The organism is Mesorhizobium sp. ESP-6-4, assembly GCF_020164735.1.
Taxonomy (GTDB): Bacteria; Pseudomonadota; Alphaproteobacteria; order Rhizobiales; family Rhizobiaceae; genus Mesorhizobium.
In genome coordinates, this window is the sequence record NZ_JAIUGS010000002.1 from 162,522 (window position 1) to 184,049 (window position 21,528).

Annotated in this window: 24 protein-coding genes; 19 read left to right on the forward strand and 5 right to left on the reverse strand. The window is 63.8% G+C overall.

Going from position 1 to position 21,528, the window contains the following annotated elements; all coding sequences use genetic code 11:
* Nucleotides 1-150: 150 nt before the first annotated feature.
* A complete protein-coding gene (locus tag LB523_RS04535; RefSeq protein ID WP_224601113.1) occupies nucleotides 151-915 on the reverse strand; it encodes an SDR family oxidoreductase in 765 nt (254 codons plus the stop codon).
* Between the two features lie 290 nt (nucleotides 916-1,205).
* Here LB523_RS04535 and LB523_RS04540 point away from each other — a divergent pair, with 290 nt between their 5' ends.
* The 8 genes from LB523_RS04540 to LB523_RS04575 all read left to right on the forward strand — a co-directional run bounded on the left by LB523_RS04540 (nucleotide 1,206) and on the right by LB523_RS04575 (nucleotide 8,002).
* The gene (locus tag LB523_RS04540) at nucleotides 1,206-1,478 is read left to right on the forward strand and encodes a hypothetical protein (RefSeq protein ID WP_095768828.1); all 273 of its coding nucleotides are present in this window, start codon (nucleotides 1,206-1,208) and stop codon (nucleotides 1,476-1,478) included.
* Nucleotides 1,479-1,772: 294 nt separating this feature from the next.
* Nucleotides 1,773-2,975 (forward strand): ABC transporter substrate-binding protein, encoded by a 1,203-nt coding sequence (locus LB523_RS04545; protein WP_095768827.1) that lies wholly within the window; start codon nucleotides 1,773-1,775, stop codon nucleotides 2,973-2,975.
* 77 nt (nucleotides 2,976-3,052) lie between these two features.
* Nucleotides 3,053-3,919 (forward strand): branched-chain amino acid ABC transporter permease, encoded by an 867-nt coding sequence (locus tag LB523_RS04550; RefSeq protein ID WP_095768826.1) that lies wholly within the window; start codon nucleotides 3,053-3,055, stop codon nucleotides 3,917-3,919.
* Between the two features lie 7 nt (nucleotides 3,920-3,926).
* Complete coding sequence (locus LB523_RS04555; RefSeq protein ID WP_224601114.1) at nucleotides 3,927-4,907, forward strand: branched-chain amino acid ABC transporter permease; 981 nt, start codon at nucleotides 3,927-3,929, stop codon at nucleotides 4,905-4,907.
* A 3-nt stretch (nucleotides 4,908-4,910) separates the two neighbouring features.
* The gene (locus tag LB523_RS04560; protein ID WP_224601115.1) at nucleotides 4,911-5,690 is read left to right on the forward strand and encodes an ABC transporter ATP-binding protein; all 780 of its coding nucleotides are present in this window, start codon (nucleotides 4,911-4,913) and stop codon (nucleotides 5,688-5,690) included.
* Complete coding sequence (locus LB523_RS04565; RefSeq protein ID WP_095768823.1) at nucleotides 5,687-6,409, forward strand: ABC transporter ATP-binding protein; 723 nt, start codon at nucleotides 5,687-5,689, stop codon at nucleotides 6,407-6,409. Before LB523_RS04560 ends, LB523_RS04565 begins: the two co-directional genes overlap by 4 nt.
* Before the next feature lie 11 nt (nucleotides 6,410-6,420).
* Nucleotides 6,421-7,158 (forward strand): aspartate/glutamate racemase family protein, encoded by a 738-nt coding sequence (locus LB523_RS04570; RefSeq protein WP_224601116.1) that lies wholly within the window; start codon nucleotides 6,421-6,423, stop codon nucleotides 7,156-7,158.
* A 136-nt stretch (nucleotides 7,159-7,294) separates the two neighbouring features.
* Nucleotides 7,295-8,002 (forward strand): GntR family transcriptional regulator, encoded by a 708-nt coding sequence (locus LB523_RS04575; RefSeq protein WP_224544289.1) that lies wholly within the window; start codon nucleotides 7,295-7,297, stop codon nucleotides 8,000-8,002.
* 46 nt (nucleotides 8,003-8,048) lie between these two features.
* Here LB523_RS04575 and LB523_RS04580 read toward each other — a convergent pair whose 3' ends face one another.
* The gene (locus LB523_RS04580; RefSeq protein WP_224601117.1) at nucleotides 8,049-8,951 is read right to left on the reverse strand and encodes an SDR family oxidoreductase; all 903 of its coding nucleotides are present in this window, start codon (nucleotides 8,949-8,951) and stop codon (nucleotides 8,049-8,051) included.
* Nucleotides 8,952-9,032: 81 nt separating this feature from the next.
* On the opposite strand from LB523_RS04580, the gene LB523_RS04585 reads away from it, so the two are divergent.
* Nucleotides 9,033-9,887: a helix-turn-helix transcriptional regulator gene (locus tag LB523_RS04585; protein ID WP_224601118.1), complete on the forward strand. Its 855-nt coding sequence runs from the start codon at nucleotides 9,033-9,035 to the stop codon at nucleotides 9,885-9,887.
* Nucleotides 9,888-10,000: 113 nt separating this feature from the next.
* Entirely contained in the window at nucleotides 10,001-10,336 is a 336-nt protein-coding gene (locus LB523_RS04590) for a hypothetical protein (protein ID WP_224601119.1), read from the forward strand.
* 172 nt (nucleotides 10,337-10,508) lie between these two features.
* Here LB523_RS04590 and LB523_RS04600 read toward each other — a convergent pair whose 3' ends face one another.
* Nucleotides 10,509-11,456: a LysR family transcriptional regulator gene (locus tag LB523_RS04600; protein ID WP_224601120.1), complete on the reverse strand. Its 948-nt coding sequence runs from the start codon at nucleotides 11,454-11,456 to the stop codon at nucleotides 10,509-10,511.
* An 85-nt stretch (nucleotides 11,457-11,541) separates the two neighbouring features.
* Here LB523_RS04600 and LB523_RS04605 point away from each other — a divergent pair, with 85 nt between their 5' ends.
* Entirely contained in the window at nucleotides 11,542-12,372 is an 831-nt protein-coding gene (locus LB523_RS04605; protein WP_224601121.1) for a class I SAM-dependent methyltransferase, read from the forward strand.
* 12 nt (nucleotides 12,373-12,384) lie between these two features.
* Nucleotides 12,385-12,888, forward strand: coding sequence for a hypothetical protein (locus tag LB523_RS04610; RefSeq protein WP_224601122.1), 504 nt, complete (start codon nucleotides 12,385-12,387; stop codon nucleotides 12,886-12,888).
* On the opposite strand, the gene LB523_RS04615 is transcribed toward LB523_RS04610, so the two are convergent.
* Nucleotides 12,885-13,424: an Lrp/AsnC family transcriptional regulator gene (locus LB523_RS04615; RefSeq protein ID WP_224527806.1), complete on the reverse strand. Its 540-nt coding sequence runs from the start codon at nucleotides 13,422-13,424 to the stop codon at nucleotides 12,885-12,887. The genes LB523_RS04610 and LB523_RS04615 overlap by 4 nt on opposite strands.
* Before the next feature lie 48 nt (nucleotides 13,425-13,472).
* Between LB523_RS04615 and LB523_RS04620 the strand changes: the two genes are divergently transcribed.
* Both LB523_RS04620 and LB523_RS04625 read left to right on the forward strand, forming a co-directional pair.
* Nucleotides 13,473-14,657, forward strand: a complete 1,185-nt coding sequence (locus LB523_RS04620; protein ID WP_224601123.1) for an MFS transporter — start codon at nucleotides 13,473-13,475, stop codon at nucleotides 14,655-14,657.
* 91 nt (nucleotides 14,658-14,748) lie between these two features.
* Complete coding sequence (locus LB523_RS04625) at nucleotides 14,749-15,174, forward strand: GNAT family N-acetyltransferase (protein ID WP_224601124.1); 426 nt, start codon at nucleotides 14,749-14,751, stop codon at nucleotides 15,172-15,174.
* Here LB523_RS04625 and LB523_RS04630 read toward each other — a convergent pair whose 3' ends face one another.
* Complete coding sequence (locus LB523_RS04630; RefSeq protein ID WP_224601125.1) at nucleotides 15,175-16,290, reverse strand: anhydro-N-acetylmuramic acid kinase; 1,116 nt, start codon at nucleotides 16,288-16,290, stop codon at nucleotides 15,175-15,177. It lies immediately after the preceding gene.
* A gap of 227 nt (nucleotides 16,291-16,517) precedes the next feature.
* Between LB523_RS04630 and LB523_RS04635 the strand changes: the two genes are divergently transcribed.
* The 5 genes from LB523_RS04635 (at nucleotide 16,518) to LB523_RS04655 (ending at nucleotide 21,448) form a co-directional block, all read left to right on the forward strand.
* Nucleotides 16,518-17,207, forward strand: a complete 690-nt coding sequence (locus LB523_RS04635; RefSeq protein WP_224601126.1) for an SDR family NAD(P)-dependent oxidoreductase — start codon at nucleotides 16,518-16,520, stop codon at nucleotides 17,205-17,207.
* A 203-nt stretch (nucleotides 17,208-17,410) separates the two neighbouring features.
* Nucleotides 17,411-18,247: a substrate-binding periplasmic protein gene (locus tag LB523_RS04640; protein ID WP_224601127.1), complete on the forward strand. Its 837-nt coding sequence runs from the start codon at nucleotides 17,411-17,413 to the stop codon at nucleotides 18,245-18,247.
* A 2-nt stretch (nucleotides 18,248-18,249) separates the two neighbouring features.
* Complete coding sequence (locus LB523_RS04645; RefSeq protein WP_224601128.1) at nucleotides 18,250-19,614, forward strand: dicarboxylate/amino acid:cation symporter; 1,365 nt, start codon at nucleotides 18,250-18,252, stop codon at nucleotides 19,612-19,614.
* Nucleotides 19,611-20,408 (forward strand): aspartate/glutamate racemase family protein, encoded by a 798-nt coding sequence (locus tag LB523_RS04650; protein WP_224601129.1) that lies wholly within the window; start codon nucleotides 19,611-19,613, stop codon nucleotides 20,406-20,408. Before LB523_RS04645 ends, LB523_RS04650 begins: the two co-directional genes overlap by 4 nt.
* 197 nt (nucleotides 20,409-20,605) lie before the next feature.
* Nucleotides 20,606-21,448: a MetQ/NlpA family lipoprotein gene (locus LB523_RS04655; protein ID WP_224601130.1), complete on the forward strand. Its 843-nt coding sequence runs from the start codon at nucleotides 20,606-20,608 to the stop codon at nucleotides 21,446-21,448.
* Nucleotides 21,449-21,528 lie beyond the last annotated feature (80 nt).

Sequence of the window (21,528 nt, forward strand, 5' to 3'; positions counted from 1 at the left end):
CCGGCCGTTGCGCTTGAGAAGGCGGGCGACCTGGCACAAATGCAACGGCGGATCCCGGTTTCGGGTCGGATCGCGACGCGTTTCCCGCGGCCTTTGCCAAGGCCGCGACGTCCTTCGATTTAAGTACGAAGCGCGCCGTGCTTCGCTTTGCTACCAGCACACGAAGCCGCCATCCACGATGAGATCGATGCCGGTGACGAAAGACGCGGCTCGACTGGCCAGAAACACCGCCGGGCCTATCATCTCCTCGGGTGCCGCGAGGCGACCCATGGGCGTATCGCGCTCGAAGTTCTTCACTTGCTCGGCCACTTCCGGCCTGCGGTTCATCGGGGTCAGCGTGTATCCGGGGCTGAGCACGTTCAGCCGCAGTCCGCGGTCCGACCACTCCATCGCCAGGCTCTTGGTCATGTGAATGACCGCTGCCTTGGACGAGTTGTAGTGCGTCTGGAGAAGACCACGGTTGACGATCGAGCCGGATATGGAGGCCACGTTGATGATCGATCCCTTGCGGCGCGGCAGCATCACGCGAGCCTCGGCCTGGCAGGACAAGAACACACCGCCGACATTGATGCCGTAAAGTTCTTCCCACGTGGCCAGCGGCAAGGTCTCGGCCGCGTGTGCGCCGCCTATACCTGCATTGTTGACGGCAACAGTAAGCGCGCCGAGCTCCCTTTCGATACGCTCGACGGCGGCGGCAAGATCGGTTTCCGACGTCACCGAGCCGGTAATCGCAAGCGCCTTGCGGCCGAGCGCGGTGATCCTTTGCGCCGTTGCCTCGAGCCCTCCCTTCGAGGCGTGACCGAAGCACGCGACGTTGGCACCGGCCTCCGCAAGGCCGACTGCTATCGCCTGACCGATGCCGCTGCCGGCGCCGGTGACCAGCGCGACGTCGCCATCCAGTTTGAACAAGTCCATTGGGGTAGCTCCTTCCTAATTCCTTGATCGCAATCGGGCGAACATACAGGAGTCTTGGTCTCGGCTGCGGTTTTTGTCGCACCCCATCCTTGCTGGTCGCTCAAATGCTGCTGCTGAACGTGGCGGCGATCGATCGACACCTCGAGCGCGAACTGCTCCCCTATCCATGATGCGCATCGCACAAATTTCTGTGTCGAGGAACTCACCGGCCGCGAGTGCGAAACGGGAACTTTTGTTCCACTGGCGATTTTGGCTATGCTGCAGATCCGAATTGCCAGAAGGTCGCTGCCATGACGAAATATTTTGCAATCGCCGCGCTCGTGCTTGCCGCAGCAGCCATGATGGCGGGCCCGGCCGCCGCTGGCGAACAGCATCGCTACCGCGTCGTCAAACAGGAGCGTTATGTTCCAGCCAGCGACGACATCATCGAGACGCTGTTCGGCGGTCCGCGCTATTACGATCAGCAGATGACCACCACGGCGGCGGGCGCCTGCGCGTATCACCGCGTCGGACCGGACGCGAATGCGGTGAACTACATCAACGATAACTATTGCGGGAAGTAGGATTCCCTGGGGGCGGCGTTCCTCGGAGCGTTTTCGACAAGCGTCGACCCTCTTTGCGTTATGGTCTCTGCGAACTTATCGGAGTTCGCCGGGGTGGCTGTGGTTGGCCGGACGTGGCCTCTTTTGAATACCGATCCTCTCGCGGGTCTGCGGGTCATCGCACACAGTCGACCCAGACATTGTATACAATAATGAAGAAAGATGTTGACAATCGACCTCGGCCGGTTTCCCTTACGCTATACGCGCAGCCTACGAGCAAAACACAAAGCGCGATAACCAAGGGGAACTGAAACTATGATCAACCGTCGCTCGACTCTGAAATCAATGGCGCTCGGCGCCGTCTCGACCCTGGCGCTTGCCGCTCTCGGCATTTCGTCCGCGCAGGCTGAAAACAAGGAACTGAAGATCGGCTTCGTCGGCGTTACCAGCGGCCCCGCTGCCGCCTGGGGCACGTCGAACGTGCGCTCGATGCAGACCCGCGCCGCCTGGATCAACGAGACAGGTGGCGTCAAGATCGGCAACGACACCTACAAGATCAATATCGTGACCTTCGACGACCAGAAGGATCCCAAGCGCGCCATCGCCGGCATGGAGAAGATGGCGCAGGAAGGCATCCACTATGTCGTCGGGCCGAATGTCGATGACGGCGCCGCCGCGGTGCGCCCCGTCGCCGAGGCCAACGGCATCATTTATTTTCCCTACGCTTTCCCCAAGGCGCTCTACCAGAAGCCGGCCTCCAATGCGGTGCTCGGGATGATCGCCAACTATCAGTCAGGCCCTGCGATCTACAAATATCTCAAGGAAAACAAAGGCGTGAAGAAGATCGCCTTTGTCGCGGCCAATGAATCCGACCCGCTCAGCCAGCGCGACAGCGGCGTCGAGGCGGCGAAGGCACTTGGACTGGAAGTCGTCGCCCAGAACGACACCTACCAGAATGACACCCGCGACTTCACGCCAGTGCTGACGCCGATCGTCGCTTTGAAGCCCGACCTGCTCGTCCTGTCCGGCGTGGCCCCGGCCAACGCGCCGCTGCTCATCCGCGCCGCCCGCGAGCTCGGCTATGAAGGCCTGATCTCGACGGAAACCGCGCAGGACGCCAAGGTCCTGGAAGAGGGCGCCGGCGAATACGCCAACGGCTTCATCTCCGTCGGCGGCGCCTCCACGCCGGAGATCGCCTCGGACGCGATGAAGGAATTCGTCGCCCGCTACACCAAGATGTTCGGCGAATACAACGACGAGTCAAACACCAAGGTCTATGCGCTCGAATACATCATCGAGACCTTGAAGGCCAATCCGGCGGCCATCAACAACGTCGAGGAATTCAAGAAGACCATGGACACTTTCTCGGCGCCCAATCCCTTCCTGAAGGGCGACGCGAAGCTCAGCTATGTCGGCATGACCTCCTTCGGCCAGAAGCGCCAGCTTTCGGTGCCGATGGTGGTCAACGAATATAAGGACGGCGCTTTCCAGACCTTGTTCGTCGGTTCCGTCGACTAGCGCCACCTTCGAGCGTCATTCCTCCAGCTTGCCGCGGGGTCCGATAGGCCGGACCCCGCGGAAGATCGAAGGTATCCATGGAACAGGTCATCGCCAACGGATTGTATCTCGGTGCCCAATACGCGCTGATCGCGCTGGGCTTGACCCTGATCTTCGCCCTGATGAACGTGCTCAATTTCGCTCACGGGCAGATGTATGTGCTGGGCGGGTTCATCACCTACACTGTCTACGGCCAGCTCGGCCTGCCTTTCGTGGTCGCGCTGCTCGCCTCTGGCGTCACGCTCGCCATCATCGGCGCGCTGATGGAGAAATTCCTCTTCCGCACCGTCATCAGGCGCAGTCACCGCGAGGAGAGCACCATGCTGCTCGCTGCCGCGACGGCCTTTTTCTTCGACGCCGTCATCCTGCTTCTGTTCGGCGAAAAGCAGCGCGGCGTTCCCAAGATAGTCAAGGGCGTCTTCAACGATGCCGGCATCATCATGCCTTACGATCGTATGGTCGTCGGCGTGCTGGCGATCGTCTTCATCGCCGCCTTCGTGCTCTATATGCAGTACAGCCGGGTTGGGCGGGCCATGCGCGCGCTTGCCCAGGATCGCGTCGCGGCCCAGCTGATGGGCGTCCGCGTCGATCGCTATTCGATGATCGGCTTTGCCATGGGCGCAATGCTCGCGGGCGTCGTCGGCGGGCTGCTGGTCACCATAACCGGCGTCAATTCGGGCATTGGCGGGCCGATCTCGATCAAGGCCTTCCTGATGGTGATGATCGGCGGCGCCGGCGTCGTCGGCGGCGCGATCGCTGGCGGCTTCATTCTCGGCATGATGGAGTCGGTCGGCCTCACCGTGCTGCGCGAATATGGCGACATCACCTATCTCGTCATCTTCGCCGCCCTGATGGTGTTCCTGTCGATCCGTCCCAACGGGCTGATGGGCAAGCCGTGGGGTTGATGGCGCCATGACCCGCAACCGCAATATCAAAATCGCATCGGTCGCGGCCTTCCTGGCGATCGTCTTCATCGCCGTGCCGGCCGCGATCTCCGCAAGCGGCCGCTTCGACCTCTATTACACGCTGACCTCGGTGGCGTTGCTCAGCATCGCCAGCGCCGGTGTCTGGCTCACCTTCTACATCGGCCGCATCAACATCGGCCAGGGCGCCTACGCGCTGATGGGCGGCTATATCTCGGCCATACTGGTGATGAACTATGGCTGGTCGTTCTGGTTGACCTTGCCGGTGGCCGGACTTTTTTGCGCCGCTGCGAGCGTGCTGATCGGCCTACCGATCCTGCGGCTGCGTGGCGTCTATTTCGCCATGGTCACGCTGGTGCTGACCGAGGTGGCGCGGCTGCTCGCGCTGGCGCTGCCGATCACCAACGGCGCCAAGGGCATCGTCAGCATCCCGCTGCCCGGCGCGCTGTCGGTCTTCGGCCTGACCATCATTCCGGATTTCGCCACGCTGCAGAATTCGCGGCTTGCCTTCTATCTTCTGGCGGTCACGCTGATGGTGATCTGCTTCGGGGTCATGTACCGGCTGGTCAATTCGCGCATCGGCAAACTTTGCCAGTCGCTGCAGCAGAATGAGGAACTTGCGTCCTCGATCGGCGTCAACATCGCCTATCTGCGCATCATTGCCTATGCCGTGTCGTCCTTCTTCGGGGGCGTTTCCGGCGCCATCTTTGCCGCCATCTCGCAATCGATCTATCCGTCGAGCTTCACGGTCACCGATTCCGTCAACTTCATGCTGAACTGTTTCCTCGGCGGCCTCGGCTATGTGTTCGGGCCGATGCTCGGCACGCTGGTGCTCTATTTCGGCTGGGACCTCTTGTTCCAGACGGGCCAATTCCAACTGCTCATCTATTCCGGCCTGATGATCGTCCTGATGCTGGTGCTGCCCAACGGCCTGCTCAGCCTCGCGGCTTCGATCCGGAAGAAGGCTTGAGCCATGGCCGAAATGCTCGAAGTCTCTGGCATCACCAAGCGCTTCGGCGGTCTGGTCGCTGTCAACAACATTTCCTTCTCGGTGCGCGAGAAGGAAATCCTGTCGGTAATCGGCCCGAACGGCGCCGGCAAGTCGACTTTGTTCAAGCTGATCTCGTCCTTGCTCAAGCCCACGACGGGCGAGGTGCGCCTGAAGGGCGAACGCATCTCCGGTCTCGCTCCGCATATCGCCGCGCGCAGGGGCGTGGTGCGCACCTTCCAGGAGACGACGATCTTTAAGAACATGAGCGTGCGCGACAACGTCATCATCGCCCATCATTTGCGCTCCAAGGCGAGCCTCTTCGGCTTCTTCCTCGGCACCGGTGCGGCGAAGGCGGACGAAGCGGCCTTCGGCGCCTCCGCCGACGAAATCCTGGCGCTGCTCGGCCTCTCCTCGCTCGCCAATGAGACCGCCCGCAACCTGCCGCACGGCCATTTGCGCGCGCTGGGTGTCGCCATCGGCCTTGCGACCAATCCTTCGATCCTGCTGCTCGACGAACCCTTCGCCGGCATGAACCATGACGAGACGATGCGCATGGTGGAGATGGTGCGACGCCTGCGCGATCTTGGCCTCACCATCTTGCTTGTCGAGCACGACATGCCGGCCGTGATGAAGATTTCCGACCGCGTCGTCGTGCTCAATTTCGGGCAAAAGATCGCCGAGGGAACGCCGTCGGAGATCCAAGCCAATGAGAAGGTGATCGAGGCCTATCTGGGCAGCGAAGACGAGGCTATCGGCCTATGAACCAGATCCTGAACTTCGCCAATGTCGAGCTTTATTACGATCACGTGTATGCGCTGAAAGGCGTCTCGCTCGAGGTCAACGAGGGCGAGACCGTCGCGCTGATCGGCGCCAACGGCGCCGGCAAGTCGTCGATCCTTCGCGCCATCACCGGCTTGCGCAAGATCAGGTCAGGCGAGATCCATTATGGCGGCAAGCGCATCGACGCCGCCGCCCCCGACGAAATCGTCAAGATGGGTATCGCCATGGTGCCGGAAGGACGCCGCGTCTTCCCCTTCATGTCGGTCAGGGACAACCTCCTGATGGGCGCTTTCACCCGCACCAGCAAATCCGAGATCGCCGCGTCGATGGAGATGGTTCTGGGGCGCTTTCCGCGGCTGAAGGAGCGCTTCTCGCAGGCCGCCGGCACGATGAGCGGCGGCGAACAGCAGATGCTTGTCATCGGCCGCGCGCTGATGGCGAAGCCGAAGCTTCTGCTGCTCGACGAGCCGTCGCTCGGCGTCGCGCCAAAACTTGTCCAGGACATCGCCCGCTCCATCGTCGCCATCAACCGCGATGAGAAGGTCAGCGTTCTGCTGGTCGAGCAGAATTCGCGCATGGCGCTGCGTATCTCGCAACGCGCTTATGCGCTCACCACCGGCAGCGTCGCGCTGAGTGGCAACTCCGCCGAATTGCTGACCGACGACCGGGTCAAGCGTCTTTATCTCGGCGGCGAGATCTGAGGCTGATTTCAATGCGCATACTCGTCATCAACCCCAACACGACCGCCTCGATGACCGTCAAGATCGGCGAGGCGGCGCAAAGCGTCGCCTCCGCGGGAACCGAAATCCTGGCGGTCAATCCGGCCGACGGTCCGCCAAGCATCGAGGGCTACTTCGACGAGGTCTTCGCCGTGCCGGGCATCATTGCCGAGATGAGCAAGGCGCCGGCGGCCGATGCCTATGTGATTGCCTGTTTCGACGACACCGGGCTCGACGCAGCGCGCTGTGCCAGCGGAGCCCCCGTTATCGGCATCGGCGAGGCGGCATTTCATATGGCGAGCCTCATCGCGGGTAAGTTCAGCGTCGTCACCACGCTTGCTCGATCGGTGCCCGCAATCGAGCACAATCTGGCGAAATACGGTCTCGCCTCGCGCTGCGCCAAGGTGCGCTCGTCGGAAGTCGCCGTGCTCGAGCTCGAGCGTCCGGGCTCGAATGCAAGGCACAAGATATCGCAGGAGATCGCCCGCGCTATAGGCGAGGATCGCGCCGAAGCCATCGTGCTTGGCTGCGCCGGCATGGCCGACCTTGCCAACAGCCTGTCGGAGGAACATGGGGTCCCCGTGCTCGATGGCGTCGTCTGCGCCGTCACGCTAGCCGAGAGCCTGTGCAAGGTGGGATTGAGGACATCGAAGATCGGCGGCTATGCCGCGCCGCGCGGCAAGCGGTTCGCCGGCATGTTCGCACCGCTGTCGCCCACGGAGGTTGTCTAGGCGGCTTCATGCTGCCGGACGACCCGCCGGCGCCCGGGCAGGTGGGATTGACCGCCGCCCGAGCGGTACTAGATTGGACGGGCTGCCGGCGATTTGGGGGGCAGATCGGGCCATTTCGGGCTCGCGCATTGAAAGTATGTTGACGGTACTCAAGGAAGAAGATCGAGACGACAGGCCGGCGGCGCGCTGGTCGCCGATCTATTATGGGCTGAGGGACGCCATCGTCAGCCATCGTCTCGCGCCGGGCACCAAATTGCCGGAGGACGAGCTGGCCTCGATCTATTCGGTGAGCCGCACGGTAGTTCGGTCCGCGCTGCAGGCCCTTGCCCATGACCGGCTGGCGCGGCTGGAGCCCAATCGCGGCGCCTTTGTCGCGCAGCCGTCGAAGATCGAGGCGCGCGAAGTGTTCGAGGCGAGGGCGCTGATCGAACCCAAGGTGGCCGCGCTCGCCGCCAGGACGGCGGTGCCGCCCGATATCGCGCAATTGCGGTCACACCTGGAGAAGGAGCACGACGCGCTGCACGCCGGCCGCGACAGTGACGCCATCATGCTGTCGGCGCGCTTCCACGTCGGCATCGCCGAGATCGCCGCGCATTCGGTGTTCACCAATTTCGTGCGCGACCTCGTCTCGCACTCCTCGCTGATCATCGCGCTCTACTGGAAGCGCCGCGACGCCACCTGCGAGAAGCACGCCCACCACGCGCTGGTCGACGCGATCGAGGCCGGCGACAGTGCCGACGCCGCGGCCTTGATGAACAGCCATCTGGTCGACCTGCTGTCCGGACTCGACCTTACCGACAAGGTGGAGAAGTCCGACAGCCTGGCGGATCTGCTTCGAGCTTAGAGCGAACGGCGGTTCAGCCGGGTCGCTGAACCGCCGGAGGACCAGGCTAGGCTGCGGCCGCCTGCTTGTAATCCATTCGCTCGAGATCGGCGATGAGGCCGGGTCCGGTAGGCTGCCAGCCGAGATGCGCGCGCGTCCATTCGCTCGACGCCGGCATGTCGAGGCCGGCGAACATGGCAAGCCATCCGAAATGGTCCGCTGCCTCTTCCTGCGAGAGCGAGACCACCGGCACGTCGAGACCGGCGCCGATCACTTCCGCGATCTCGCGCACCGGGATGCCTTCCTCGGCGACGGCGTTGTAGCGAACGCCGGCTTCCTGCTTATCCAGCGCCAGACGGTATAGCTTCGCGACGTCCAGCACATGCGCCGCCGACCACCGGTTGCGCCCCCCGCCAAGATAGGCCGACACGCCCTTGGCGCGCGTCTGCGCGATCAGCGGTGTGATCAGGCCTTGCTTCACCGTGTCATGCACCTGCGGCAGCCGCACCACCGACACCTTGACGCCCTTCTCCGCCATCGCCGCGCCGGTAAGCTCCGACAGGATGCGCGGATTGGGATGGTCGGTATTGAATACATCTTCTCTCGCCGGCTGTCCGTGTTCGGCGGATCCCATGCCCACACCCGACGTGATGATGAGCAGCCGGTCCGAGCCGGCCAGCGCGCCGCCCAGCGCTTCGATGGCGCGCTTGTCCTTCTCGCAATTGGCCACGAAATTCGAGAAATTGTGATCGAAAGCGGTGTGGATCACCGCATCCGATTTCGCCGCGCCGTCGCCCAGGCTGTCGAGGTCTTCGAGGTCGCCGCGATGCGGCTCGGCGCCGGCGGCGACAAGCGACCGCGCGCCGGCTTCGGAGCGGGTCAGGCCAAGCACCTTGTGCCCAGCTGCAAGAAGTTCGGGCACGATCCTGGAACCGATGAAGCCGGTCGCGCCGGTAAGGAATACACGCATGGGAAGGTCTCCTGTGGTTGTTCGGAGGCCTTATTTGCGCTATACATCATTCTGTTAAAGTAGTGACTTTATCATGGTATAATGGCCAACAGGATCCCGATGGCGCTCGAAACGACCAACAAGCTTGGCACTTTCTTGCGAGATCGCCGCATGCGCCTCGATCCCGCCGCCTTCGGCTTCGCCACGGGGCGCCGGCGCACACAAGGTTTGCGCCGCGAGGAGGTGGCGCAGCGCGCCAATATCAGCCCGACCTGGTATACCTGGCTGGAGCAGGGGAGGGGCGGCGCGCCGTCTGCCGACGTGCTGAACCGCATCGCGACCGGACTGATGCTGACCGAGCCCGAGCGCGAGCATTTGTTCATGCTGGGTCTCGGGCGGCCTCCGGAAGTTCGCTACAAAAGCGTGGACAGCGTGACGCCGCGACTCCAGCGTGTCCTCGACGCTTTGGACCCCAGCCCGGCGATCATCAAGACCGCGACATGGGATGTGGTGGCCTGGAACCGTGCCGCGGCGGCAATGCTGACCGACTATTCCAAGCTGCCGCGCGAGCAACGCAACATCCTGCGCCTGATGTTCGGCAATCCGCGCGTGCGCCATGCGCAGGACGACTGGCAGAGTGTCGCGCGTTTCGTGGTCGGCTCCTTCAGGGCCGACGCCGTCCGCGCCGGCGCCGGCGCGGAGGTCGCGGAACTTGTCGAGGAGCTTTCCAGGGTGAGCCCCGAGTTCGCGGCACTGTGGCGCGACAATGACGTCGTTGCGGCGCATGGCGAGGGCGTGAAGCGTCTGCGGCATCCCGAGATCGGGCTGATCGAGCTGGAGTTCTCGGTCTTCGCGGTCGACGGCCGCCCGGAACTCGGCATGATCGTCTACAATCCCGTCAAGCAGTCGGATGCGGAACGTATTCGATCACTGATCGCGGCTCGTTCCGCAGAATGATGGCCGCCATGCGCGGTTTTCCGCCAAGGTGCGGCGGCGAAGCGGAAAACAGGTCACAAAAGCGACTCGGTTAGGATAATATCCACCGCCCGAGTCCTTCGTGGAAGATGTCTATGACCTTGAATGAGCTTAGTTGGTCGCCCTCCGAAAAGAAAGTTGCCCGCGCCGCATATGACAAGGCTCTTGAGAGGGCACTGGCCAGCATCATGGCCGAATTCAAAAGACGGGCGAACGCCGCGACCACACCCTCCGAGATGTGGGAGGTCGAGGAATATCTGAAGGAGCAACGTCGCGATTTGGATCGGACGTTCGACTATCGCTATTCGCAACTGACCGTCGTTTTCGCAACTCTCATCCGGCAAGGATATCTGGACGAGGACTTACTCTCGGGTTTGTCGCAAGAAAAACGCGAGGAGATCCGCAGAATGCTTGCGTGGCACAAAGGATAAGGGTTTAGAAGCGTTACCTTCGCGCCCCCGCACGCCGGATCGCTTGCGGTGGTTGGCCGAAGCTCCTCATGAAGGCGCGGCGCATGCGGCCGGCATCGCCGAAGCCGCTCTGTTCGGACGAGCGGCTCGTCGCCTGGTTCAACCGCCTTCACCGGGTCTTCGAAGCGTCAGCTTAACCGCCGCCTGCCCGATCGCTTCGCGTAGCGTCAGCGCCGCCCGGCTGCCTGATGTGGTCGATGAAAGCGCGCAGCTTGGGCAACACCTGGTGCCTTTCCGGATAATAAAGAAAAACGCCCGGCGTGGTTACCGCGAAGCGGCCGAGCAGCGCCTGCAGTCGCCCGTCGGCGATCGGCGCTTCGGCGATCGGGCCCGGCACCTGCGCCAGCCCGACACCCTGGATCGCCGCGCCGAGCAGCGACGGATAGTCGTGCGCGATGAGCGGTCCCGACACGATTGCCTCGACGGCCTTGTTGCCGTCCACAAAGGACCAGGGCGCGACCGAACCATTCGAGCGGCGCAGGCGCAGGCAGGCATGGTCGCGCAGATCCTCGATGCGCTCGGGCGCCGCGCGCTGGCGCAAGTAGTCCGGACTGCCGACGACCGCCATCGGAAAGGAGGGCGTCAGGCGGACCGCGACCATGTCGGGCGCGATCAAGTCGCCCATCCGGATGCCGGCGTCGAATCCCTCGGCGGCGAGATCGGCCAGCTCGCCGCTGGCGACGATCTCCAGCTCGATCTCGGGATAGGTCTGGCAGAAGGAGGCGACCATCGGCTCCAGCAGCATCGGCACCACGGCCGGCGGTACCGAGAGGCGCAAGAGCCCCGCCGGCCGCTGGCCCATCCCGCGCGCGATCTCGCTCGCCGCGATCAGTTCCTCGAAAGCCGGCCGTGCGCGGGCGAAGAAGCGCTCGCCGGCTTCGGTAAGGCCGACGCTGCGAGTCGTGCGGATGAACAGCGCGGTGCCGATGCGCGCCTCAAGCGTTCGTATCGCCTGGCTGATCGCTGACGGCGTGACGGCGAGCTCGGCCGCCGCCTTGCGGAAATTGCGATGCCTTGCGACGCTCAGGAATGCTTCGACGCCATCGAGCGCGCCGTGCCTGACTGTGAAGTTCTGCTTCATGACCCATCGACATTATCGTGGATAGTGGTTCGCGGAAAGCGGCCGTATTTCTTCCATGACTTTGGAAGCCTGAAGGGAAGTGGCAATGACCGATGAACTCGATCGCGTGCGCGATCACTATCGCGCGACCGGCTTGACCGATCGATTGAAGAACGCACTGGCGGTGTTTGGGCCTGAGCAACAGCGGCTGAAGCCCGAACAACTGGCGACCCTCGACCAGTTCCATACCCGCGGGCTGGCTGCGACGGCGGAGCTCGCCAACCTTGCCGCCATCACCGCCGGCATGTTCGTGCTCGACGTGGGATCGGGCGTCGGCGGGCCGGCCAGGTTTCTTGCCGAGACCTATGGCTGCGCGGTGACCGGCGTCGATCTCAGCGAACCCTTCGTCGAAGCCGCGCGCTATCTGACCACGCGCACCGGCCAAGACGACAAAGTGTCGTTCGAAGCCGGCAGCGCGCTGGCGCTGCCTTTCGAAAACAGCCGTTTCGATGCCGCGCTCTTGCAGCATGTGGCGATGAACATCGCCGACCGGCCGTTGCTCTACCGCGAGATCAGGCGCGTTTTGAAGCCGGGCGGAAAATTCGCGACCTTCGACGTCGTGCTCAACGGCGGCTATCCGCTCTATCCGGTGCCCTGGGCGAAGACGCCGGGCGAAAGCTTCCTGCTGACAGCCGAGGCGACCTGCGAGACGATCGAAGCCGCCGGCTTCGGCACGCTCGTCCGCCGCGACGACACGGCTGCCGCCAAGGCCTGGTTCGCCGAGCTCCGTGCCTCCGGCCCGCCGCCTTCGCTCAATCTCGGGGTCGTCATGGGCCAGGGTTTCGCCGACTTCGCCACCAATCTCGGGCGCAATCTCATGGAGGGACGGCTGGGGATTCTGACGGCAGTGTTCGAGGCGGTTCCGGCCAAGGCTTGATAGGGGGCGAAGATGTCACCTGCGATGATCTTCAACATCCATCTCGTGCTCGGCTACGTGCCGTGGCTGCTTTGCTTCGCCGCCTATATCTGGCCAAGGCTGAGGTCGATGGAGCCGATAGAGGCGCAGCGCGCCATCGCAACGCTGCACAGCTTCCGCTTCTTCGGGCTCGTCTTCCTCATCCCGGGCGTCGTCGGCCCCGACCTTGCACCTGCCTTCGCAAGCTTCGCCGCCTATGGCGACTTCGCCACCGGCTTGCTCGCCATGCTGGCGCTATTCACCGTGGCGAGGCCTGTGATCTTCTGGCCGCTGGTCGTCGCCTTTAACCTCGTAGGCGTGGTGGACATTGTCGGCGACTACTATCACGGCGTCGCGCTCGACCTTCCGGGCTATGCCGGACAGTTGGGCACGACCTATGCGATCCCGATCCTCTACGTGCCGCTTTTGATGATCACGCATGTCGCGGCTTTCTATCTGCTGGCGCGTTCCAGGCGCCATCAGTTGGCGGCGACCTAGTACATAGGCGTCGCCATATGCTTCGGCGCCGGCCATTCGTTCGTGATCTCGGGCTGCACTGGCCGCTCGAGATAGGTCGACAGCACCACATAGCTGCGCGTCGAGGTCACGCCGGGCGTGTCGTAGAGACGGGCCAGCAGGCCCTCCAGCGCGCGCGTGTCCTCGGTGCGCACCTTGAGCAGCATGCAGGTGTCGCCGGCGACCGTGTGGATCTCCTCGACCTCCGGATATTTGGAGACCGCCATCAGCTCCGGCGTCTTGCCCCAGCCCCTGGTGTCGATATGCACGAAGGCAAGCAGCGGCTTCTTCACCGCCCTCGGATCGATGATCGCCGATGTGGCGCGGATGGCGCCGCTGCGCTTCAGCCGCTTGACCCGCTCATGCGCCGCCGGCGGCGACAGGCCAACGCGTTCGCCGAGCTCGGCATAGCTGATGGTCGCGTCCTCGACGAGGACGCCTAATATCTTTCGGTCGATAGGGTCGACCTCCCGGGCCGGATGCTTGTTCCGCTGAATGTCATCTGTTTCTGTGTCCATATTGAAATTCTCCATTGATGCGGAATTTAATTCGGCCATTATGATGATATGTCGAACAGCAATCAATCAGTAATTATGACTGAGGCGCCGCGCGCGCCGATCCCGGCCACGGCCTATCTGCTGACCGGCTGCATCGCCGTCATCGGCTCCAATTCGCTTGTTCTCGGACCGATCGCGCCGGCCGTCGCGGCATCGTTCGGCGCCCGCGTGCCGGCGGTGATGACGGCCGCCGCCGCCTTCGGCCTCGGCACGTCGGCCAGCGCGCTCTTCCTTGCCCGCTACATCGACCGGATCGGCGCGCGCCGCATGCTGCAGGGCGCGTTGCTGCTGCTGGCCATCGCGCTGGTCGCCAGCGCGTTGGCGCCGACAGTGGCGATGCTGGTGGCCGCCCAGCTCGTCGCCGGCATCGCCGCCGGTATCGCCATGCCGGCGATCTATGCCAGCTCGGCCGCGATCGCGCCGCCCGGCCGCGAGAGCGGCACCATCGGCGTCGTGCTGACCGGCTGGACGCTTTCCATGGTCGCTGGCGTCTCGCTGTCGGCGGTGCTGGCCGATCTCATCCATTGGCGTGCCGTCTTCGCGGCCGTTGCAATGCTCGCAGGAACGGCCGTTGCCGGTTTGGCGATGAGTTCGCTGCACGATACCAAGAAAAGCGGCCCCGCGCCGTCGCCGCTTGGCGCGCTCGCCGTTCCCGGCATCCTGCCGCTGCTCATTGCCTGTGGCGCCTTCATGACCGCCTTCTACGGCGTCTACGGCTATCTCGGCGATCATCTCCACCAAGCCCTCGGCGAGCCGGTCAGCGCCAATGGCCTGGCGGCGGTCGCCTACGGTCTCGGCTTCGGCGCGGCCGCCTTGCTCGACGGCGTTATCGATCGCCTCGGCGCCCGTCGCGTCATGCCCTTTGCCTATCTGCTGGTCGCCGCCGTCTATGTCGCGATTGCCCTGGCAAGCGGCGGCTTCGGCCTGCTGATCGCGACGATCGGGGTCTGGGGCCTTGCCAACCATTTCGGGCTGAACGTGCTGGTCATGCGCCTCACCGCCCTCGACCCGTCGCGGCGCGGCACCATCATGGGCTTGAACAGCGCGGTCACCTATCTCGCCGTCACCGTCGGCACGGCAGGCTTCGGCCCGCTCTACACGAGCCTCGGCTTCGCCAATTGCGCGCTGATCGCGGCGGCACTGATGCTGGTGGCGGCGGGCGCAGCAGCGTGGCGGTCAGTCGGTCCTCGGTAACAGGCCTCAGTCTTCGCTTGCGGCCGGAATACTGTTTCGCACTTTTCCTGGAATTGGTCTAAGGCTGGCTTGCGAACCGGAGTCGCAGCCGATGAAGACGAGTCTCGAGATCACCGCCGAACCCTCGCCGCAGGACCTCGCTTTCCTGGGCGGAAGCCTTACCGCTTTCAACGATGCCGATGTCGGAGCGTCAGGCCGAAAGTCGCTCGCGGTTTTCGTGCACGGAAATACCGGCACCCTCGTTGCCGGTATTTCCGGCTACACCGCCTGGGGCTGGCTCTACGTGCAGTGGCTGTGGGTCGACGAAAGACTGCGCGGAAAAGGCATTGCCGCCGGCATGCTCGACGCGGCCGAACAGGAGGCTACCGCGCGCGGCTGCCACAGCGCCTGGATCGACACTTTCAATCCGATCGCCGAGAAGGTTTACCGGCGCCAGGGCTACCAACCGTTCGGATCGTTGCCTGACTTCCCCATCGGCCGCAGCCGTGTCTTCCTGCAGAAGAAGCTGTCGGCCTGATCAGCCCGCCAGTTTTCCGCCGCGCATCGGCTTTGGCGCGCCGGTGGTGCTCGGAAAGCTGATCGGCAGGCCGCGCAGCACGCGCACGGCGAGGAAAGCAAAACACTCTGCTTCGACCGCGTCGCCCTTCCATCCGAGCGTCTCGGCCTGCACCACTTCGACGCCGGCGCGGCTCTCGAGCATTGCCATCATCGTCGGATTGTGACGGCCACCGCCGCTGACCGCGAGCCGCTTCGGTCGACGCGGCAACAGGTCGAGCGCCTTGCCGACGGCCGAGACGGTGAAGGCGGTCAGCAATGCTGCGCCATCCTCGGCGTTCAGCCCTTCGGCCATCGCCGCGGTGAAGTCGAAGCGGTCGAGCGATTTCGGATAGGGCTTCGTCAGGTACGGATGCTGCAAGAGCCTGGCGAGCCGTTCCTCGTCGACCTTGCCGGCGGCGGCCAGCCTGCCGTCGCGGTCCATCTCGCCCAGGCCTTTCGACGTGATGAAATCGTTGACCGGCGCATTGGCCGGACCGGTGTCGAAGGCGACGATTGCGTCTTTGCCGTCCCACCATGTGATGTTGCCGACACCGCCGAGATTGAGCACCGCGGTGTCGCCGCTGGCGTCCGCCTCTTTAAGCAACGCGGCATGATAGGCGGCGGCCAAAGGCGCGCCTTGCCCGCCGGCCGCGACATCGGCCGAGCGGAAATCATAGGCGACCTTGGTGCCGAGCAGCGAGGCCATCAGCTCGCCATCGCCCAGCTGGCGCGTGCGGCCGACGCGTCCCGGCTGCGGAGCGCGATGCAGCACCGTCTGGCCGTGGAAGCCGACGATGCCGATATCGGCCATTCTCATCCCCTGGCTCTCGACCAGATCCTTGACCGCCGCCGACTGCGCGCGCGTCAGCGCCTCCTCGGCTTCGCGGAAGATCTCCGGCTCCGGTCCCTCGAAATTCCAGGCGCGCGCCTGGCGCAGCGTTTCCTCGAGCAGGGCGCGGATCAAGTGCGGGTAGGGGGCCAGCGTGTAAGTGCCGGTGTCGGCGATGCGCTCGCCGTCCGTCTTGATCAGCGCCACGTCGATATTGCCGTCGAGCACCGTGCCGGTCATCAGGCCGACGGCCCAGATTGGTTCCATGGTCGTTCCTCGAATCGCCCTTCATTCACGTGTCGGACGGATCGGCGCGGCAGGCAAGTGTCTCGCCACAGCCGAGCAGGCCTGCGCACAAACCGACGGCTTTTCGCATCGAATGGTGAAAACGGAGCAACGCCGTTCTTGCCTCTCGGCGAAGAAGGCGCGAGGCTGCGAACAAAGACCATCGGCCGGGCGACTGCCCGGATGGATTATCGCAAGGAGGAAACGCCATGGCAGCCAACGTTGCAGTGATCGCGGGCGCCGGCTCCGGGTTAAGCGCCTCGCTGGCGCGGCTCCTCGCCAAGGAGGGTTTCCGTATCGTTCTTGCCGCCCGCAACGTCGACAAACTGGCGGCGCTGGTCAAGGAAACCGGCGCGCAGGCCGTCGAAACAGACGTATCGGACGCGGCCTCCGTGGAGCGGCTGTTCGAGGCGGTCGACAAGGCCGGTCCCCTCGAAATTGCCGTTTTCAACGCCAGCGGCCGCACGCGCGGCCCAATCGCCGAACTCGACGCGCAAGCGGTCAAGCAAGCCCTGCTCGTCGGCGCCTATGGTGGCTTCCTTGTCGGCCAGCAGGCGGCGCGCCGGCTTCTTGCACGTGGTTCCGGCTCGATCCTGTTCACCGGCGCCAGCGCAAGCCTGAAAGGGTTCTCCGGTTCCGCCGGTTTCGCCATGCCGAAATTCGGCCTGCGCGGGCTGGCGCAATCGATGGCACGCGAGCTCGGTCCGAAGAACATCCACGTCGCGCATTTCATCATCGACGGCCAGATCGAGCCGGCCGGGCAGGCGCCCGAGTCCGACCGGCCGGATCGTCGCCTCTCGCCCGATGCGATCGCCGAGACCTATCTCGCCGTCCATCGCCAGCATCGCAGCGCGTGGAGCTTCGAGGTCGAGCTGAGGCCCTGGGTCGAGACGTTCTGACGATCCCTCGCACGAACCGGGCAACAACACGCCCCGCCGCGAACTCGTTTATTTTAGAAAGTCTGCATGTATCCTGAGACCATTTCGGCCGTCTGCAATGTAAAAAAGCGCAAAACAAAAGATACCTTTACTTAACTTTGGCGTGCATACTGCGCATCGGTCAGAATTGTTGTCCGGCTCTACTGCACGATAGAGAAATGCGCATGCCGCTCACACGTCGCACGCTGTTTGCAGCCGGAGGCGGAGGGCTGCTGCTCGCGCAAGCGCAAGCCCTGGCCACGCCGGCCCAGGCGCAAGACGCTCCCAAACCCATCGTCAGCGACAACAAGCTACGCATCGCCATGCCGGCCTTCGCTTCCGATCCCTTCTTCCCGGCCGACGGCTCTGGGGACAGCGGCATCGATATGGGCTTGGCGCGTGGCATAGCCGCGGAACTCGGCGTCGAACCGGTGTTCGACCGATCAGCCGGGACCTTCGACGCCATGGTGCAGCAGCTGACGTCGGGCCAGGCGGACCTGGCGATCGGCAAGCTGAGCCGCACCCTGCGGCGCGGCCGCTCGATCCTCTATTCGCGGCCTTACGCCATGCTGCACCAGGGGCTACTGGCGAACCGCGTCAACCTGGCCCGCATCACACAGGGCAAGCCGCCTGAGCAGATCATCCGCGACTTCTCCGGCGACCTCGGCGTGATCGAAGGCTCGTCCTTCGCCACCTACGCGGCCGCCACGTTTCCGCACGCGACGATCCAGCGCTTCGCCGGCTGGAACACGGTCATCGATGCGATCCGCAACGGCACGATCGACCTCGCCTATCGCGACGATTTCGAGATCAAGAAGCTGATGGTCGACGATCCGTCGATGACGGTGGTCGCACGCTCGATCACGCTGACCGACAAGGTCGACACGATCGCCGTCGGCATCAGTCCGGACAATCCGCATCTGGCGGCCTTCGTCGATCTCTATCTCGATCTCGCGCGAGGCCAGCAGGTCCTCAACACAGACGAGATCATCGCGCGTTATCGCCAGCGGAGCAAAGTCTGACAATGGCCGTCTCGGATGTAGCCGCAGCCATGCCTTTCGATTGGCGCCTGGTGGCAAAGCGCATCCTGCGCTCGCCGGCGACTACGATCATCATGATCCTGGCTGGGATCCTGTGCGGCCTCTATTACCCGGCCTTCGCCCATGCGATCAGCCCCATCGCGCAGGTCTACCTGAATTTCCTCAAGATGGTCGTCCTGCCCTACCTGGTCTCGTCGGTGATCTTCTCCATCACCGCCATGGTCCAGGACCCGAAATCGGTCCGCTACCTCGGCAAGGTCGGCATAGCGGTACTGGTCGTGTCGTTCCTCGCCGTGCTGGTCAGCGGCACCTATTCGCTGATCCTCAAGCCCGGCCAGATCGAGAACCCGCAGTCGCGCATCGAGCTCGGCGAGTTCATCAATTCGCAAGGCAGCGTCTCCACCGATCTCGCATTCCCTTTCCAGCCGCCGCCGCCGACCGGGGATCCGAACAGCGGACATTCGATCTTCCTGGATCTGGTGCCGAACAACGTCTTCAACGCGCTGGCCTCGGGCCAGACCATCCAGGTCCTGTTGTTCTGCCTACTTTTCGGGCTCGCGATGGGCAAGATTCCCCAGCCCTCGTCGCTCAGCCTCTCACAGGCGCTCAACGCGGTGTACAAGGCCTGCACGGTGCTGACCAACTGGTTCGTCTGGGGATTGCCCTTCGCGACCTTCATCCTGATCGCCGACCAGACCGCGTCGACCGGCATCAAGCCGCTGATGCTGATGGGTGGCTACCTGCTGGTGATGGGCCTTTCCTGCGTGACATTCCTCGCCGGCGCGTTTGCCGTCATCGCCATACGCTCGCGGCGAAGCTACTGGGCCACGATCAAGACCCTTCAGCCGCTTCTGATGGTGGCCATCACAACGCGCTCCACGGTCGCCTCGCTGCCCTGGGTCATCAACCTTTTGACAGAGCGCCTGAGGTTCAATCTGGTGGTCGTCGAGCTGCTCGTGCCCCTGCAGGCTGCGCTTCTGCGGACCGGCCCGGCGCTGGTCTACACCTCGGGCGTCCTGTTCATCGCCCAGCTCTACGGCCATCCCCTGGCGATCCCGGACCTCTTGCTTGTCGGTGTCGTCTCCGCGCTTCTGGCGTTGACGACAGGCGGCATGGGCAGCCTGCTCATCCTGTCGCAGATGTCCATTGTCTGTGGCTATCTGAAGCTTCCCTTCGAGGCGGCGTTCGTCCTGTTCGTCGCGGTGGACGCGGCCGTGGACACGCTGATGACGCTGTCCAGCGTCTCCACCGTGGCCGCAAGCACGGCAATGATCGCGCCAAGCCATCGGGAAGCGGCGCAGGCTGCTGAAACCGTCGCGCAAGAGCTCGAAGCCGAGCCCGCCCGATGATCGACGACGGCATCCGTCCGCAGCTCGGCATCATCGGCGGTCTTGGGCCGCTCGCATCGGCCGACTTCTACTTTAAGCTGACCCGGATGACCGGGGCGCTGCGCGACAACGAGCATGTGCCTTCCGTCATCCTCAGCGTGCCGCAACTGCCTGACAGGACCGAAGCGATCCTGGCTGGTCATGACGGGCCGCTGGCGCCGCTGCAAGCTGCGGTCTCGACGCTCAACGCGCTCGGCGTTTCCTGTATCGCTATGCCCTGCAACACCGCCCATCATTGGTACGAAAAGCTGGCGGCGAACTCGCCAGCCGAGATCATCCACATCGGCGACGCGGTGGTGGCGGAGATCCGCCGGAGCCTGGACCGGGGCAGAGTTGCGAACCTCGCAACCCGGGGCACGCTTGCCTCCGGCTTTCATCAGGACAGGATTTCGCCGGCAGGGTTCGAGGTCTGCGTTCCGGCAGACGCGGAATTCCAGGAACGCGTCGACAGCGCGATCAATCTCGTAAAGGCAGGCGCGATTGCGGAAGCCGCGGCTGAGACTGAGCGCGCGCTCGATCTCGCGCAAATGGCCGGCGCCGATATGGCACTTCTCGGCTGCACCGAACTGTCCGTGGTGGCCGCCAGCCTCAACGATTCGGCCGGAGTATTGGTCATCGACAGCAATGCGGCCCTGGCGCGGGCCTGCCTGACCCGATTGGGCTTTGCCACGCAGGAGGCGCGCGGCTTGCCGTCCGTCTCGTCGCTGCCGGGAGGCGACCGATTGCCCTTGCGCCTTGCCCGGCGCGCTTCATAGGCGCTGCCGCCTTTACGATATCGAACATCCGCTCACCGGGCATGCTCCAAGTCATCAAATCTTTGAGAGAATATTTCCCGCACTCCGCTTCAGAGGAAATGCGCTTCTTTGCCCGATGAGGCAGCATTGATGATCCTGAAAACAAGGCTTCGCATTCCGCCAGGCCGAACTGATTTCAGGATTGCAAGGAACGCATCATGTCCGACGCTTCAAAGTCTCTCGTTACGTCAGTCACCAGGCGCGCCGGACTTGGCGTGCTTCTCGCCACGACATTGGCCGTCATCAGTCTTGGTGCGCCGTCGCCATCCTTCGGCGAGGACAAGAAGTCGATCAAGGTCGGCATCATCAGCGGTGAGGATGAGGATGTCTGGCGCGTCGTCACGGCCGAGGCGGCCAAGAAAGGGCTGACCATCGAGACCGTCGTCTTCAACGATTACACCCAGCCCAACGAGGCGCTGGAGCGCGGCGAGATCGACGCCAATGCCTTCCAGCACAAGCCCTACCTCGACAACCAGATCAAGACGCAAGGCTACCACATCGTGCCGGTCGGCTATACCGGCGTCTGGCCGATCGGCCTTTATTCGAAGAAGCATGCCAAGGTCGCCGATTTGCCCGAAGGCGCGGTGATCGGCCTGCCCAATGATCCTTCCAACGAAGGGCGCGCACTGCATGTCCTGGAGCATGAAGGCCTGATCAAGCTCAAGGACGGCACGGGCATCCTGGCGACGACCGCCGACATTGCCGACAACCCGAAGAAGCTCGAGATCAAGGAACTCGACGCCGGCATCGTCGGCCGCTCGGTGGACGATCTCGACGCCGCCGTCGTCAACACCGACTGGGCGCTGAAGAGCGGCCTCGGCCCGGAAAACCGCATCGCGCAGGAGCCGGTGGCAGACAATCCCTACCGCAACTTCATCGCTGTCAAGGCCGGAAGCGAGAACGAGCCCTGGGTGAAGACGCTGGTCGCCTCGTATCAGAACGAGACGGTCAAGGCCGAGTTCGACAAGGTCTACAAGGGCACCGGGATCAGCGCCTATTGATCGGCGCCTGGCTGCCAGAAATAGGCGGCCCGCTGCTGAGCGGGCCGCCGTCGCGTTTGCGCGGCACAGAAACGGACATG